The sequence below is a fragment of the Streptomyces sp. NPDC059718 genome (assembly GCF_042733315.1).
In the GTDB taxonomy this organism is placed as follows: domain Bacteria; phylum Actinomycetota; class Actinomycetes; order Streptomycetales; family Streptomycetaceae; genus Actinacidiphila.
Map to the genome: position 1 here is coordinate 1 of NZ_JBHWGA010000051.1, position 14,911 is coordinate 14,911.

At 71.9% G+C, this 14,911-nt stretch carries 11 protein-coding genes; 4 read left to right on the forward strand and 7 right to left on the reverse strand.

The window, feature by feature from the left end:
* Positions 1-21: 21 nt before the first annotated feature.
* A complete protein-coding gene (locus ACFV3E_RS37955; protein ID WP_500539742.1) occupies positions 22-3,846 on the reverse strand; it encodes a S8 family serine peptidase in 3,825 nt (1,274 codons plus the stop codon).
* A 452-nt stretch (positions 3,847-4,298) separates the two neighbouring features.
* Here ACFV3E_RS37955 and ACFV3E_RS37960 point away from each other — a divergent pair, with 452 nt between their 5' ends.
* The 3 genes from ACFV3E_RS37960 to ACFV3E_RS37970 all read left to right on the forward strand — a co-directional run bounded on the left by ACFV3E_RS37960 (position 4,299) and on the right by ACFV3E_RS37970 (position 6,165).
* Entirely contained in the window at positions 4,299-4,847 is a 549-nt protein-coding gene (locus ACFV3E_RS37960) for a GNAT family N-acetyltransferase (RefSeq protein WP_500539744.1), read from the forward strand.
* A 267-nt stretch (positions 4,848-5,114) separates the two neighbouring features.
* Positions 5,115-5,501: a nuclear transport factor 2 family protein gene (locus ACFV3E_RS37965; RefSeq protein ID WP_500539746.1), complete on the forward strand. Its 387-nt coding sequence runs from the start codon at positions 5,115-5,117 to the stop codon at positions 5,499-5,501.
* Positions 5,502-5,754: 253 nt separating this feature from the next.
* Positions 5,755-6,165 carry a cupin domain-containing protein gene (locus ACFV3E_RS37970; RefSeq protein WP_500329215.1) on the forward strand — a complete coding sequence of 137 codons (411 nt, stop codon included), beginning with the start codon at positions 5,755-5,757 and terminating at the stop codon, positions 6,163-6,165.
* 106 nt (positions 6,166-6,271) lie between these two features.
* On the opposite strand, the gene ACFV3E_RS37975 is transcribed toward ACFV3E_RS37970, so the two are convergent.
* Positions 6,272-6,778 carry an MEKHLA domain-containing protein gene (locus ACFV3E_RS37975; RefSeq protein WP_500539748.1) on the reverse strand — a complete coding sequence of 169 codons (507 nt, stop codon included), beginning with the start codon at positions 6,776-6,778 and terminating at the stop codon, positions 6,272-6,274.
* Positions 6,771-7,769, reverse strand: a complete 999-nt coding sequence (gene ilvC / locus ACFV3E_RS37980) for a ketol-acid reductoisomerase (protein WP_500539750.1) — start codon at positions 7,767-7,769, stop codon at positions 6,771-6,773. The genes ACFV3E_RS37975 and ilvC overlap by 8 nt, the downstream gene beginning before the upstream one ends.
* A gap of 317 nt (positions 7,770-8,086) precedes the next feature.
* Here ilvC and ACFV3E_RS37985 point away from each other — a divergent pair, with 317 nt between their 5' ends.
* A complete protein-coding gene (locus ACFV3E_RS37985) occupies positions 8,087-8,539 on the forward strand; it encodes a hypothetical protein (protein ID WP_500539752.1) in 453 nt (150 codons plus the stop codon).
* Between the two features lie 354 nt (positions 8,540-8,893).
* On the opposite strand, the gene ACFV3E_RS37990 is transcribed toward ACFV3E_RS37985, so the two are convergent.
* The 4 genes from ACFV3E_RS37990 to ACFV3E_RS38005 all read right to left on the reverse strand — a co-directional run bounded on the left by ACFV3E_RS37990 (position 8,894) and on the right by ACFV3E_RS38005 (position 14,876).
* Entirely contained in the window at positions 8,894-9,583 is a 690-nt protein-coding gene (locus ACFV3E_RS37990) for a type 1 glutamine amidotransferase domain-containing protein (RefSeq protein ID WP_500539754.1), read from the reverse strand.
* A gap of 153 nt (positions 9,584-9,736) precedes the next feature.
* Positions 9,737-10,525, reverse strand: a complete 789-nt coding sequence (locus tag ACFV3E_RS37995) for an alpha/beta fold hydrolase (protein ID WP_500539756.1) — start codon at positions 10,523-10,525, stop codon at positions 9,737-9,739.
* Positions 10,526-10,605: 80 nt separating this feature from the next.
* Positions 10,606-12,882, reverse strand: a complete 2,277-nt coding sequence (locus ACFV3E_RS38000; protein ID WP_500539758.1) for an AAA family ATPase — start codon at positions 12,880-12,882, stop codon at positions 10,606-10,608.
* 92 nt (positions 12,883-12,974) lie between these two features.
* Positions 12,975-14,876 carry an alkyl/aryl-sulfatase gene (locus ACFV3E_RS38005; RefSeq protein WP_500539760.1) on the reverse strand — a complete coding sequence of 634 codons (1,902 nt, stop codon included), beginning with the start codon at positions 14,874-14,876 and terminating at the stop codon, positions 12,975-12,977.
* Positions 14,877-14,911: the final 35 nt, after the last annotated feature.

Sequence of the window (14,911 nt, forward strand, 5' to 3'; positions counted from 1 at the left end):
CGTTGCCGCGGAGGCGCTTGCTCACGTACCGAGCAGGTAGGCCCGCTCCACGGTCTGCTGCACCGTGTTGCCCGCCTTGTCGGTGGCCGTGACCCGCAGGGTCACGTACGCACCCTTCCGCTGGTCGCCCGGCCGCTCGATGGTCGCGGTGAACCGGTTGCGGTCGCGGTCCTCGACGCGGACCCGCCCGTTCCAGCTCTTGCCCTCGTCGAAGGACGCCTCGACCTTGAGCTTGACCCCGGTGGGGGCGGCGAGGCCGTCCTGGTTGCGGACGGTCAGGGCGAGTTCGTGCCGCTTCCCGCCGTCGACGGTGTTCCGCACGTCGGCCGGGACGCCGTAGTCGACCTGGAGGAGGGGCAGCAGGGTCTCCTTGGCCGCGGTGTCCGAGCGGAAGCCCCAGGACGTGAAGGTCCTCGTACCGGTCCGCCAGTACTCGGTGTCCCGCCCGGTCGTCAGCTCCAGGCGGTAGCCGGCCTGACCCGCGGGGACGGAGAAGTTCCCCCAGGCGCCCGCGGACTCGCCCACCTTCTTGCCGTCGCGGTAGAGGACGGCCGTCACGCTGTCCCCCTGGGGGTAGGTCGGGTCGTCCAGCGTTCCGGGCGTGCCACCGACCCTCCCGATGCCTCCCCCGGTGGAGGGGTCCTGCTTGCGGGCCCAGTGGCCCGCCGCGTCGGTGTACTCCGGGATCGCCACGGTGAACAGGTCACCGGTGCGGACGGCCGGACGGCTCCAGCCGCGCGGGATGGACGGCCGCACCACGGCCTTGTACCACTCCTCCGAGGCCTTCTCACCGGTCCTGAAGGTGCGGGGGGTGTCCCGCAGGCCCGACTGCAGCGCACCGCTGTAGAACAGGTCGGGGCCGGCCATGAAGTCGACGTAGTGCATGAACTGCGTGTCCCCGGAGGTGACGTACTCGGTGCGGGTCTTGCCCGTCGGCGCCCAGCGCGAGGTCTCCCAGGCGACCTGCGCGTAGGAACGCCAGCTGAACCGCTGCTCGCTCGTCCAGTGCAATGTGCCGTTGTCCGCGTAGGAGGCCTTCACCTGCGCGGTGTTGCGGTCCGTGACGGTGTACGTCACGTTCTGCGGGATCTGCTGCTGCCAGTGCGCCGCGATGTCGTACAGGTACGGGCTCTCGACCGTCCCGGAGATGTCGACGACGGCCTTGTGCTTCTTGATGTACTGCAGCAGCTTGGCGCCGTCGTCCCCGGTCATCCGGATGAGGGGCACGGCGGAGCGCGTGTCCATCGGCTTCCAGGCGGTCCAGGCGAGGAATCCCTGGGGCAGGACGATCGCGACGCCCTTCGCGCCCGCCTTCGCGGCCGTCTCCGCCAGGTCGGACCCGTCCATCGCGTAGTCGTCGCGGATCACCGCGAGCTTGCCCCGCACGGTGGCGGGCCGCAGGTCCGGCTCGTCCCTCGTCCCGGCGTCCACCGCGACGAGCCGCTCACCGTCGGGGTCGAACGGCGTGGACTGCTTGGCGTAGAACGGCTCGAGGTCGAAGTCCGCGCCGCGGACCTCGGTGATGAGGTCGGGAGCCGTCATCTCCCAGCGGGAGTTGAACTCGAACTCGCCCTCGGTGACCTTGGACGTGGGGTTCACCCACAGGTCGACGTCACCGCCGCCGTCCTCGTAGTAGATGCCCATGGTCTGCTCGACGCCGTCGATCTTCCGGTACATCTGGTAGGTCAGGTTGTTGCGCCGCTCGGCGGGCTTGGGGGTGCGCACCTGCACCGGCTTGGCCTTGCGCGCGTCCAGGGTGACGGTGGTGTCCTTGGTGACCTTCACCTCGGGATCGATGACCTGGATCACCCGGACGCCGTCGCCGCCGTCCTCCACCAGCGTGCCGCCGATCAGGTAGGTGCCCTCCTCGACCTGGGCGACCCCCGAGTCGGTGAACTGGACCTCCGTGTCCCCTCCGAAGACGTCCAGCAGGGCCCACGCGGTGGGCTCTCCCTCCAGTCCGAGGGAGTCGATGGTCAGCTTGTGCATCGGAGCGCGCACCCACAGGCTGAGCGTGGTGTGCACCGAGACGCCACTGGTGGACGTGGCGGTGACGTAGCCGTAGTAGGAGCCGCGGCCCGCCTTCGCCGGGTCGACGCCGACCGGCACCTCGACGGTCGCGCCGGGAGCGATGCGGACGGTGTCCGAACCCAGCGTCAGCGCCTGCGCGGGGAGTTCCTTGCCGCCCTTGGCCGTCAGTGCCGCACGCAGGCTCAGCGAGACCTCGTCGCCGGAGTTGTTGGTGTAGCGGAGCACCCCGGCCCGCTGCACGGGCGATGCGTCCCGGTCGAACGGACCCAGGATGATCGTGCCGGTGGCGGTGACGGGGGAGGTGAACGCCGCCTTGACGTCGACGCGGCCGCCGCCCTGCTCGGTCGGCACCTGGCCGGACACCGTGTGGGAGGTGCTGATCAGCGCGTCCTTGAGCTGCTCACCCGTCCAGTCGGGGTGCTGCCCGGCGATCAGGGCCGCCGCACCGGCCACGTGGGGCGTGGCCATGGACGTACCGCTTGCCGCGACGTACCGGTCGTCGACCGGGTCGCCCATGGTCGTACCGGCGGCGCGGGCGGCGACGATCCCGACGCCCGGAGCGGTGATGTCCGGCTTGGCCGCCTTGTCGCCAACGCGCGGGCCACGGCTGGAGAAGGAGGCCAGCGAGTCGTCGCGGTCGACGGCGCCGACGGTGAGGGCGGCGTCGGCCGCGCCGGGCGAGCCCACCGTCATCTCACCGAGCTCGCCGGTGTTGCCCGCGGCGACGACGAAGAGCGCGCCGCTGCTGCGGGAGATCTCGTTCACCGCCTGGCTCATGGGGTCGGTGCCGTCGGTCTGCATGTCCGCGCCGAGGCTCATGTTGACGACCCTGGCGCCCTGCGCCGCGGCCCACTCCATGCCCGCGATGACCTGGGACTCGCTGCCGGAGCCGTTGTCCCCGAGCACCTTGCCGATCAGCAGGTCGGCGCTGGGCGCGACGCCCTTGCGCAGGCCCGCGGAGGCGGCGCCGCTGCCGGCGGCGGTGGCGGCGACGTGCGTACCGTGGCCGAAGTGGTCCTGGGTCGAACCGCTGTCGCTGAAGTCCTTCGCCTCGCTGACGCGGCCCGCGAGGTCCGGGTGCGTCTGGTCGGCGCCGGTGTCGAGGACCGCGACCTTGACGCCCTCGCCGTGGAGGCCGGCCGCCCATGCGGCGGGCGCGTTGATCTGCGCGGTGCTGCGGTCCAGCGTGGGACGCACCTTGTGGTCCAGCCAGACCTTCGGGGTCGCCGCGGCGACGCTCGCCACGGACGCGCCGGCCGCGGGGGCGAGTTGCTTCCAGAACGCGGCCAGGTCCTCGTCGGGCACGCGCAGCGTCTGGGCGTCGATGCTCGGCAGTCGCCGCGGCTCGGCCGAGTCGTCCTGGAACTTCGCGAGGGCGTCCACCCGCTTGGCCGCCGCACGCGCCGAGCCCTTGGGCGCGGACACGATCAGGGGCAGGGCGTCGGCGTGCGCCTCGTCGTACCCCTGGGCCACCAGGCCCGCGACGTCGAACAGCCCCTCGTCCAGCTGCCCCGTGCGGACCAGCATCGCCGCGTCGGAGGGCAGCACCGTCAGGGCGCCCCCCTTCTCGGTCATCTGGAAGAAGACGTTCCCCCGGCCCGGCGCGCGCTGCACCGACGCCGTCTTCTTGCCGTTCGGCGCGTCGCTGAGGGTGACCCGGTCGCCGGTGATCAGGCGGACGGTGGTCGTGCGGTCGTGGGTCGCCGGCGTACCTGCACCGGTCTCCGACGAGGACTGGGCTGCAACGGGCGCGATCGCACCCGTCGCCACCGTCGCCGACATCGCCATCACCGCCCAGAGGCGGATGCGTCTCATTGGTGTCTACGGCCTTTCTGTCATCCCGGCATCCGGGTGGGGCGCCTGAGAGTGCGCGTCGTGACGCGTCGTGGTGAACCCGGCCGTGTTCGACGGCGTCGCAGGTTCGGGCCGGGATCGCCGTCGCTGGGCACACTCCCGTCGGGAGCAAACCCCCTGTACAACTGCGGTTCACCGGACCTTCGGAATCATGCGTCGCACTCACCGGGCCTGTCACCGATCCCGCCTGGCACAACTGGGCCATGTCCCAACGGCGACACGGAGCCTTCTCCGACATGTCCCGGAAACGGCGGAGGTTCCCCTCGGGGCGCCACCCCGCCTCAGATGCGAGCGGACCGCCCCGGCGTGGTTCCAGGCCGTCCGACCCGACAACGTACCCGGGGAACCAGGGAGTGCGTCGGAAAAGGATCACTCTCGTGACCTTCCGTTCCGAAGAGGCCTAGCATTGCCGCATGCCCCACATGCCGTCACGAGTCGAACTGCGCCCGCTCACCCTCGCCGACCAGGATGAGTTCTGCTCGCTCGTGAGGGCGAGCACCGAGCTCTACGGGCCGTGGATGCAACTGCCCGCGTCCGCGGAGGCGTTCCAGGACTGGATGCACCGCTTCGACGACGGCACCAACCGGGGCTTCATGATCCGCGTTCTGGAGACCGGCGCGACCGCCGGCACGGTCAACATCAACTCGATCATCCGGGGCCGCTACCAGGGCGCGTCCCTCGGCTATGCGGCTTTCGCCCCGTCTGCGGGTCGGGGTTACATGACCGAAGGGGTCGCCGCAGCGATGCGGTACGCCTTCGAGGACCTGCGCCTCCACCGGCTGGAGGCCAGCATCCAGCCGGCGAACAAGGCGTCTTTGGCCTTGGTCCAGCGCCTGGGCTTTCGCTACGAGGGTCTGTCCCCCGACTACCTCTACATCAACGGGGCCTGGCGCGACCACGAACGGTGGTCCGTCACCGCACCGTCCCCGTGGACGCCCGATCCTTCGCTTCCCGAGGTCTAGGCACCATCGGACCGGGACCGTCCACGAACACGCCGACGGCGGCCCCGCCGTCGGGGCCCGGAGCGGGCACTCGAAGCGAAGCCGCCGTGGGCCACCCGGACAAAGGGGGTCAGTCGCCGATGCGGGGCGGGGTGCCGGTGCTGTGCACGCGCTCGGCGGCGTCAGCGCGTCCCCTCCTGAAACGGCTTCTTCGGCACGTGCCCGGGTGCCGGCACGGCGGTAGGTGTCAGTGCCGGTCTCCATGATGGTTCCGTTGAGGATGGCTGCATGAAAAGAGAGACGGACGAGGTAAGTGAAGCGATCGCGGGCGAACTGCGGCTGATGGACCCCAGCGTGCGCGTCTCCCGGGCGCTGACCCGACAACTCCTTGATCCGGAGTTCGTGGAGGTCGGCGCCTCGGGCCGACGCTGGACGTACGAAGAGATGCTCGCCGAGCTGCCCGAGATGGACGGTGGGGCAGCAGACGGTCCACGTTATGAGCCCTCGGAGCTGAACGCGGTCATGTTGGGCCCTGGGCTGGTGCACCTCACCTACGTGACCACGATCGGTGGGGTTCAGGCGCGGCGTAGTTCACTCTGGCGCAGGCAGAGCACGAGTACGAGGTGGCAGATGTACTACCACCAGGCCACGCCCATGCCGCCCGAGGGTCCGTGAACGCAGCCTCCCCGCCTGATGGCTGTCGGAGAGCCTTCACAGGGTTGCTCCGTACCGCCGGTGCGGCCGCGGGGTAGGGCCAGCGGAAGCACGATGACCTGGCAGCAGCTTCCGCCGGTGCGAGACGCCTTATGGCAGACAGTGCACACCGCCCTCCGCCGCGACGTCACCGTCGATCGAAGCCGGGCCTCTGTCACAGCCGGGGACGCCGTCTTGTCCTCACTGCGGACAGTCCACGTTGCTGGAGGAACACATGAGCGCAGACCACGCACACCTGCCGCCGGGCGTCGAGGTGATCGCGACCCTGCCGGATGCGCAGCCCCGGATCCCGCAGGGCTCCGAGGCCAGGACCATCCGGGTCACCCTGCAGCCCGGCGACGCCGGGGCCCCGCCGCACCGGCACCCCGGGCCGCTCTTCGGCTACGTCACCCAGGGCGAGATCCTCTTCGAGCTCGAAGGCCAGCCGCCCCGGGTGCTCAAGGCCGGGGACGCCCTGTTCGAGCCTGGCGGCGACGTCATCCACTACCAAGGCGCCAACAACCTCCAGGACGCACAGTCCCAGCTGGTGGTGACCATGTTCGCGCCTCCCGGCACGCCCGTACTGACCGTGGTCGGCGCGGACGAGCTGGCCGAGCGGCGGCACCTGCGGTACAGCCCGTCCTGACGTCCGGGAGGGCGACGACCTCGCCACTCCGTGCACGTACGTGAGCGCAGCGGACTGTGCCCATCGGGACGTCCCGATGGGCACAGTTGCCGCCGTCACACGTGAGCTAGTCCGCGGACGGTCCAGGCCCGGCCGGCGGGCGGAACACGGCGGCCTGTCCGTGGTGGGTTCCGTCGGAGTCCTCGAGGTTCCACATGCAGACGTCCTCGATCCGGAATGTCCGGCCGTCCTTGTGCTGCCGCAGACCCTGGTATCCGTCGGCGTAGCCGCGTTCGTTCACCGATGCGAGCAGCGCGTCGCGGTCCTGCTGTGCGTCCGGCGCGGCCGACCGGCGCGACGGGAGGCCGATGAACTCCTCCCAGGTGTAGCCGAAGGACCGCTGCGCGGTGCGGTTGGCGTAGACGAACAGCGGGTCGGCCGACACGTCATGCGCCAGCAGCCCGAAGGGCGCCTCCTCGTACAGCCATTGGGCCGCCTCGGCGTCCGACGCCCACACCGGCGGGCACAGGTGGACACCCACCAGGCGGCGGTAGCTGTCGAGGAGGAGCGTGGCGAAGCGCGGATCCCCGCGCCGGTCTGACGGCGCGGGGATCCGCGGGGACGGGTCAGTCACCGTTCTCGACCCAGCTCATGAGCTTGCGGAGCTTCTTGCCGGTGGTCTCCAGCAGGTGGTTCTCGTCGGCCTTCTTGTACTCGTTGTACCGGGGCAGGCCCGCGTTGTACTCGGCGATCCAGTCGTCGGCGAAGGAGCCGTCCTGGATCTCACCGAGGATCTTCTTCATCTCCGCCTTGGTGGCGTCGGTGATGATGCGCGGACCGGTGACGTAGTCACCCCACTCGGCGGTCTCCGAGATCGACCAGCGCATCTTCTCCAGGCCGCCCTCGTACATCAGGTCCACGATGAGCTTCAGCTCGTGCAGGCACTCGAAGTACGCGATCTCCGGCTGGTAACCCGCCTCGGTCAGCGTCTCGAAACCGGCCTTGACCAGCGCCGCCGTACCACCGCACAGCACCGCCTGCTCACCGAACAGGTCGGTCTCGGTCTCCTCGGTGAACGTCGTCTTGATGACGCCCGCACGGGTGCCGCCGATCGCCTTGGCGTAGGACAGCGCCAGCGCGAAGCCGTTCCCGGTCGCGTCCTGCTCGACGGCCGCGATGCACGGCACGCCGCGGCCCTCCTCGTACTGACGGCGCACCAGGTGACCCGGGCCCTTGGGCGCGACCATGCACACGTCGACACCGGCCGGGGGCTTGATGAAGCCGTAACGGATGTTCAGGCCGTGACCGAAGAACAGCGCGTCGCCGTCCTTCAGGTTGTCCTTCACGGACTCCTCGTAGACCCGCGCCTGGATCGGGTCCGGGACCAGGATCATGATGACGTCGGCCTCGGCCGCGGCCTCGGCGGGGGTCACCACGCGCAGGCCCTGCTCCTCGGCCTTCGCCTTGGACTTGGAGCCCTCGTGCAGGCCGACCCGCACGTCCACACCCGAGTCGCGCAGCGACAGCGCGTGCGCGTGCCCCTGGCTCCCGTAGCCGATGACCGCGACCTTGCGGCCCTGGATGACGGACAGGTCCGCATCGTCGTCGTAGAACAGCTCAGCCACAGGTGAAGCCTTTCCATGCCGCAAGCCTCCTCGTCGCGTCGAGGAGACTCGCTCAAAGGGTGTTGATGCCGTCCGCTCGCGGCGGGCTCGCATGTCGAATCTACGGGGAGAGCCTGCCGCCCTCGGTGACGGGGCGGCGGCCACAGGATGGCGGCAGCGCGACGAAGGTGTGTCCGCCGGCCGCCCTGCTCCCCGGCGACCCGGCTCGCGGAGAGCTGCGTCGTCTGGTCAGTCCGATCGGGACTCCAGACGACCGGTCGCCTTCAATGCATGGAGTATACATATTCATCGAGCACGCGGGCTGCCATCATGCTCAGATGGCCCACGACATAGCGTTCTTCCTCGCCCCGGACGACGAGACCGCCGCTGCGACGCGCCTGCGCGGACCTGGTGTGGCCTTTGAGTCTGTGACCTGCCATTTCATTGAGCCGGACAGCGCCATCGCCGAGTGGGACATGTACTTCGAGGAGCCTTCGGCCGAGGTCCCTCCGGTTGAGCGGCTCCTCGGGTGGGCATGGCCGGAGTGGGTCACCGCCCCCATGAACGATGGCATTGAGGTGTTCGCTCTGCCGAAGCGGCTGACCCGGGCGCTGGCCGGCGCGAGCCCCGCCGAACTCGAAGAGCTCGCAGGTCGCTGGACCGCGCGGCTCCGGTCTGAGGACAGGGACGACATGACCGACGATGACCTGCTGGCGGTCCTGCAGGGAGTTGCCCGGCTCGCGGCGTCCGCGGTGAACACGGGTGGCAGCCTCTACAGCTGGAGCTACTGACCGTCCTCCTGCGAAGAAGGACCGTCTCAGCCTTGTCGCAGCGACGCCGGCGACCATCCAGCGGGGCACCTCGTTGTCCCAGACCACCACCTTGCCGCCGGCGGCGATGGCGTCGCGTGCTGCCTTTCGGGCGCAGGTCTGGCCGTGAGCATCGCGGAGATGTCGGGCCGCCTTGGGTTGCCGTCCTCGGCGGCCATGCGGTGACCGTAGGGAGCGAACGCGGGCGTTGCCACAGGATTCGGCGTGGCCTGCGCGGGGCGCTGGGCCCACACCCGGACCGGCAGCGACCGCCGGTCCGGGCCCCGTTGGGCTCCGCGTCCGAATGGCCCGGCTGAGGGCCCTCGCATGCACCCGCTAGAGGACCTTGAGCAGGCGTTCCGCCAGGGCGGCCGCGGAGGCGGGGTTCTGGCCGGTGAACAGGTTCCGGTCCACCACCGTGTAGGGCTTCCACATCTCGCCCTTGGTGAAGTCGACGCCCATGTCGATGAGTTCGGACTCCACCAGCCACCGCGCGCGCTTGGCGAGGCCGACCGCGTCCTCCTCCTCATTGGTGAACGCCGTGACCCGGTAGCCCGCGAACGGGGACTGACCGTGGATCCTGGTCGCCAGCATCGCCGCGGGGGCGTGGCAGACGACCGCGAGGGGCTTGCCGGAGGCGAGCGCCGCGGTCAGCAGCCGGCCGGCGTCGGGGTCGACGCACAGGTCCTCCATGGGCCCGTGGCCGCCGGGGAAGTAGATGGCGTCGTAGTCCTCCACGCGGGCGTTCGCCAGGTGGATGGGCCGCCGCATCACCTCCGCGGAGCGGATGATCTCCTCCAGGTCGAGGGCGATCTGCGCGCTGCCGGCCATGTCGGGACGCAGGCTCATCATGTCCACGGTCGGGACCACCGCGTGGGGAGTGGCGACCGTGATCTCGTGGCCGGCCTCGCTGAGCGCCTTGTACGGGGCCGCGAACTCCTCGGCCCAATAACCCGTCGCGTGCCTGGTGCCGTCCTTGAGCGTCCAGTAGGTCGCCCCGGTCAGAACGAAGAGCAGCTTCGCCATCGGACCATCGCCTCCCTGTCGGTATCCGACACGGTTAGGGGCCATGTGTTACTTAAAGCATGATGCGCCCCGAGGAGGTCCGCCAGGTATGGCCCGCGCGCGGCGCCGGGTGTCCGGCTGACCTGCGCCTTCGGTGGGCTCCGCGCTCCACCCTCACGTCAGGAGCCGGGCGACCTCCGCAGGGTGGGCGAGGTGCGGGAAATGACCGCTGCCGGGGAGGACGGTGACCGTGACGCCGGGAAGGGCCTTGCGGAGCCAGGTGAGGTAGTCCGGGTCGGGTTCGGCGCCGGTGATGTAGTGGTACGGCGTGTCCTGGGACGCGATGCGCTCCAGGCGGGCGGCGTTCCGCTCCTCCAGCAGCGCGGGCGCGGTGGTCAGCAACTCGTCCCAGTAGGCCAGCAGTAGGTCACGCGCGGGCGTCGCGTCGGGCCGGGCGAGGGCGCGGGCCTCCGGCGGCAGGCCGTCGATGCCCATGCGGCCGAGCAGGCCGTTCCAGATCGTGCCGTGGTCCGGGCCGCGCAGCACGTCCGCGTTGCGCTGCAGCAGGTCGGCGAAGCCGCCCACGCGCAGCGGCTGGTCGATGTTGACCACGCCCCGCACCGGGTGGGCCGCGGCGTAGGCGGTCGCGATGGCGCCACCGATGGAGTGCCCCACCACGACCGGCCGGGTCAGGCCCGCCTCGGTGACCGCCTGGTGCACCACGGCGGCGACGTCGTCCAGCCCGTGGCGGTCCAGCGGCGGCGACTGCCCGTGTCCCGGCAGGTCCACGGCGAGGACGCTCCGCCCCGGGTCGGCGGTCTCCAGCTCCCGCAGGAGCGGGCCCCACCGGTGACGGTCGTAGCTCAGGCCGTGCAGCAGGACGAGCGGCGGTCGGCCGTCCGGCTCGCCGCGGCGCTCCGCCCGCAGACCCGCGTACGTCAAGGGGGCTTCGCCCGTACTCATGTGGTGTGTCCTTCCTGTGGTGCGTGCCGTGCACAACAGGAGGCGTAACCCCGCGGGGAACGATCCGTTCGTGACCGGCGTCACACCTCCCAGCGTCCGGGGCCGCCGAGGGCCGGCTGGTACCGCATGAGGCGGCCCGTGCGCAGGGACGCCCGCAAATGGGCGCCGGCGAGCGGCGCGGCGGCCTCGATGCGCCGGACGGTCCCCCACAGCGCCCGCGTGGCACCGACCCGGGCCCGTTCCGCCGCGTCGCCGTGGGCGCGGGGGCGGCCGCCGAGGCCGGTCGCGCGCCGGAGTTCCGCCAGGAGCGCTGCGCGCTCGGCCTGCACGGCCGCGGCGGCGTCCACGTCACCGGCCCGGTCGGCGGCGTCGAGCCGGTCGTCGAGCACGGCGAGCCGTCGGCGGTAGGAGGCGCGTGCCGTGTCGTCCAGCAGGGGATCGGCCGCCGGGGCCGCGAGCCCGGCGCCGCCGGCCACGAGATCGAGCGCGGGGATCTCCTGGCCGGGCGCCGCCAGCAGCGTGCGCAGGTAACGGGGTCCGCGCCCGTCGGGCACCCGGGCCGTCTCGCCACCGGCCTCCAGCCGCCAGTCGCGCCCGTCGAGCACCCAGCGCCACCGGCCGTCCGGCGGACCGGCCGCGGGAAGGGTGGACAGGCGGCCGTCCATGCCGAGCCGCTCCGCGATCGACCGGGCCTGCGCCACGTCCTCCGCCGCCCTTTCCCGGTCCCCTGGGCCGTCCCGCCGGGTGCGGACCTCCGCGCGTGCCGCCAGGGCGCGCGCGAGCCAGGGGAGGGCGCCGGTAGCGCGGGACAGCTCGGCTGCCGCGTCCAGGTGGCCGAGGGCGGCGTCCGGCCGGTCCAGGCGCGCCGCCAGGCGGCCCAGGTAGTCGTCGACGGGTCCCGTGACGGTGTTGGCGCCGCCCCACACCACCAGCCGTCCCTCGTAGGGCACCAGCGCGTCGTACAGTCCGGCGGCCGCCGCCGGGCTACCGGTCCGCGAGGCGACGACCGCGAGGTCGGCCAGGGCGCCGATCCACCGCGGGCCGGTGCCCGCGAGCACCGAGGGCAGCAGCCGTTCCAGTTCCAGACCGGCCTCGACCTCGCGTCCCGACTCCAGCATCGCCCGGGCCGCCGTGGCCTCGAAGAAGTGCCCGGGCAGTCGGCGCGCCATCCGCTGCCAGGGCTCGACCGGGGTCTCGGTGCCGCCCCGCACGACGGCCAGCTGGTGGCGCACCGAACCGGCCAGCCGCTCGGTGTCGCTCACCCCCGCCTTGTGCCCCGCGACGAGGATCCGGTCCGCGAGTTCCCCGGCCTCCTCGAACCGGCCCCGGACCGTGGCGAGCATCGCCCGCCGGGCGAGCGCCACCACGTGGGCGTCGGTGTGACCGGCCTGTTCCGCGGCGCCGACGTACACGGCGAGCGCGCCCTCGGCGGCCGTCAGGTCCCCGGTCTCGGTGTACGCCATGAAGCGCCAGAACAGGCCGCGGCACTCGGCCGCCGCGTCTCCCGCCCGGCGGGCCTGCGCGACGATCTCCCCGGCTGTGGCCAGGCGTTCGGCGGTGGCGGCCGGGTCCCACAGCGCGTGCAGCCGGTTGTCGAGGACCTCGGCGACCGTGCCCGGGTCGCCGGATGCGCGGGCCAGGCCGAGCGCCGTGTCCGCCAGGCCGCGGCGGCGCGCCAGGGCTGTGGTGTCGGCCAGCAGCTCGCGCGCGAGCCGGGCCAGCACCCGGGCGCGGACCGCAGGGGCGACCGGTCGCTCGGCGGCCGCCTCAAGCAACCGGACGAGCCCGAGGTCGAGTTCGAGGAACTGGGCCCGCGACGGGGCGACCAGCGCGAGGTGCACGGCCGGGTCGGCGTCCCCGGGCAGGCCCTTCAGCCGTTCGGCCAGGGAGAGCGCGGGACCGGGCAGCCCGCCGGAGACCAGCCACAGGGCGTGGACGGCGTCGGGCGGCAGCCCGGGCACCAGCGCGGCGAACCGCGCGCCCGACAGTCCGCCCAGCCGCATCTCGGTCCCGTCCCCGGTGTACTCCCGGGCGGCGGCCAGCAGTGCCCGCGGACCCGGGGGCGCGCCGGATCCGGGCAGGTCCTCGGCCGTGCCCTCGTCGGCCAGCAGCAGAAGGGGCTCCCCCGGTGGCCCCGGTGGGTGCGGCGGAACGGCGGGCGCGGGCAGGGCGCGGTCCCCGGTGTGCTCGACCCGGATGCCGCGCTCGGCGGCCAGCTCCGCCGCGGCGGCCAGCAGCGCGGTCTTGCCCGCCCCCGGCGGCCCGGTGACGACCAGGCGTTCGCCGACGCCGGCACGCAGTCGGTCGAGGAGGGCCCCGATCGCGGAAAGCTCCTGGTCACGGCCGATGAGGGACACGCCCCAGCCTAACCGGCACCCGACCTGTGCCTCTTCCTCCTGGACGCGCTCAGCGGGTAGGACCCGGCCGGTCCCGTGCAGCCTGGGGGCGTCTACGGAGTGACGATCGCGAAGTTCGGGTCGGGTTCGACGAGGTGCGCGAGGAGTTCGGCGAGCTTGCCGGGGTCGCCCGACACCTGGATGCCCGCTCGGGCCGCCAGGTCTGCTGCCGGCAGGGTTCCCAGGAGGACGGCCCGCAGATCGGCTTCGGGGAGGGTGACCGCCAGGTCGGGTTCGGTGGCGGCGGGGCCCTCGCCCGGCACGTGGGTGAGCACGCCGTTGTGCAGGCGCCAGGTGATGGGCTCCGAACCGTGGACGTTCCAGCGGATCGTGATGTCCGCGTCCCAGCCGGCGGGGCCGTCGACGCGGATGGCGAGGGAGTCGAAGAGCTGGTCGAGGGAGAGCGCGGAGATCACGTCGGGCGACGCGGTGACGGTGGGCGTGCCGACCGTGCCGTGGCGCAGTTCGAGGGCGCCGGTGAGGAAGAAGTTGCGCCATGTGCCGTTCTCGCTGCCGTAGCCGAGCTGGGTGAGGGCGTCCGCCTGCAGCTCTCGTGCCTCGGTGTTGCCGGGGTCGGCGAACAGCACGTGGTTGACGACCTGGGCCACCCAGCGGAAGTCGCCGTCCGCGTAGGACCGGCGGGCGCGCCGCAGGACCTCGTCGGCGCCTCCCATGAAGTCCACGTAGCGGGTGCCGGCTTCGGTGGGCGGGTGTTCCCACAGGTGGGCGGGGTTGCCGTCGAACCAGCCCAGGTACCGCTGGTAGATCGCCTTGACGTTGTGGCTGACGGAGCCGTAGTAGCCGTGGGTGTGCCAGACGTGTTCCAGGGCCGGCGGCAGGTGCATCCGTTCGGCGATCTCCAGGGCCGTGAGCCCCTGGTTGATCAGGCGCAGGGTCTGGTCGTGCAGGTACGCGTACAGGTCGCGCTGGTCGGACAGGAAGGTCAGCACCCGTTCGCGGCCCCAGGTCGGCCAGTGGTGCGAGGCGAACGCGACGTCGGAGGAGGCGCCGAAGAGCTGGATGGTCTGGGTGAGGTACTGCGCCCAGACGCGTGGGTCCCGGACCTCGGCGCCGCGCAGGGTGAGCAGGTTGTGGAGGTTGTGGGTGGCGTTCTCGGCCATGCAGAGCGCCGCGCGGCCGGGGAAGTGGATGTTCAGCTCGGCCGGCGCCTCGGTCTCGGGGGTGAGCTGGAAGACCATGCGGATGCCGTCGACGGTGTGCGTCTGGCCGGTGCGCATGATCTCGACGCTGGGCGCGATGAGGCTGACCGTGCCCGTGGAGGTCGTCTGCCCCAGACCTGCCCCGATCTGGCCGTGCGTTCCCTTGGGCAGTGCGGCGCCGTACATGTAGGCGGCGCGGCGTGCCATCGCCGTGCCCGCGTACACGTTCTCGCTGACGGCGTGGGCCAGGAAACCCTGGGGGGCGATGACGGGCAGTCCGGCTCCGGCCTCTTCGGCGGTCACGACGCCCTTGACGCCGCCGAAGTGGTCGACGTGGCTGTGGGTGTAGAGCACGCCGCTGACGGGGCGGTCCCCGCGGTGGTGCCGGTACAGGGCCAGGGCGGCCGCGGCGGTCTCGACGGACAGGAGGGGGTCGATGACCAGGATGCCCCGCTCGCCCTCGACGACCGTCATGTTGGACAGGTCGAAGCCACGTACCTGGTAGATGCCTTCGGCCACCTCGAACAGCCCGTGCCGGGCGACGAGAGCGCTCTGCCGCCACAGGCTCGGGTGCGCGGTGTTCGGGCAGTCGGCGTCGAGGAAGCCGTACGCGTCCAGGGACCACACCACGCGACCGTCGCGGTCCGTGATCTCCCGCTGGGCGACGGTGCCGAGGAAACCACGGCCGGCGTCGTCCAGGTCGCGGCTGTCCTCGAACGGCAGAAGGCTTCGTGCGGCCTGGTTGGCGGCGACGATCGCCGGTTCGGGGCCCTTCAGCGCGGAATCGGCGGACATCGTGTTCTCCTTCGAGACCGGTACCGGCATCACGC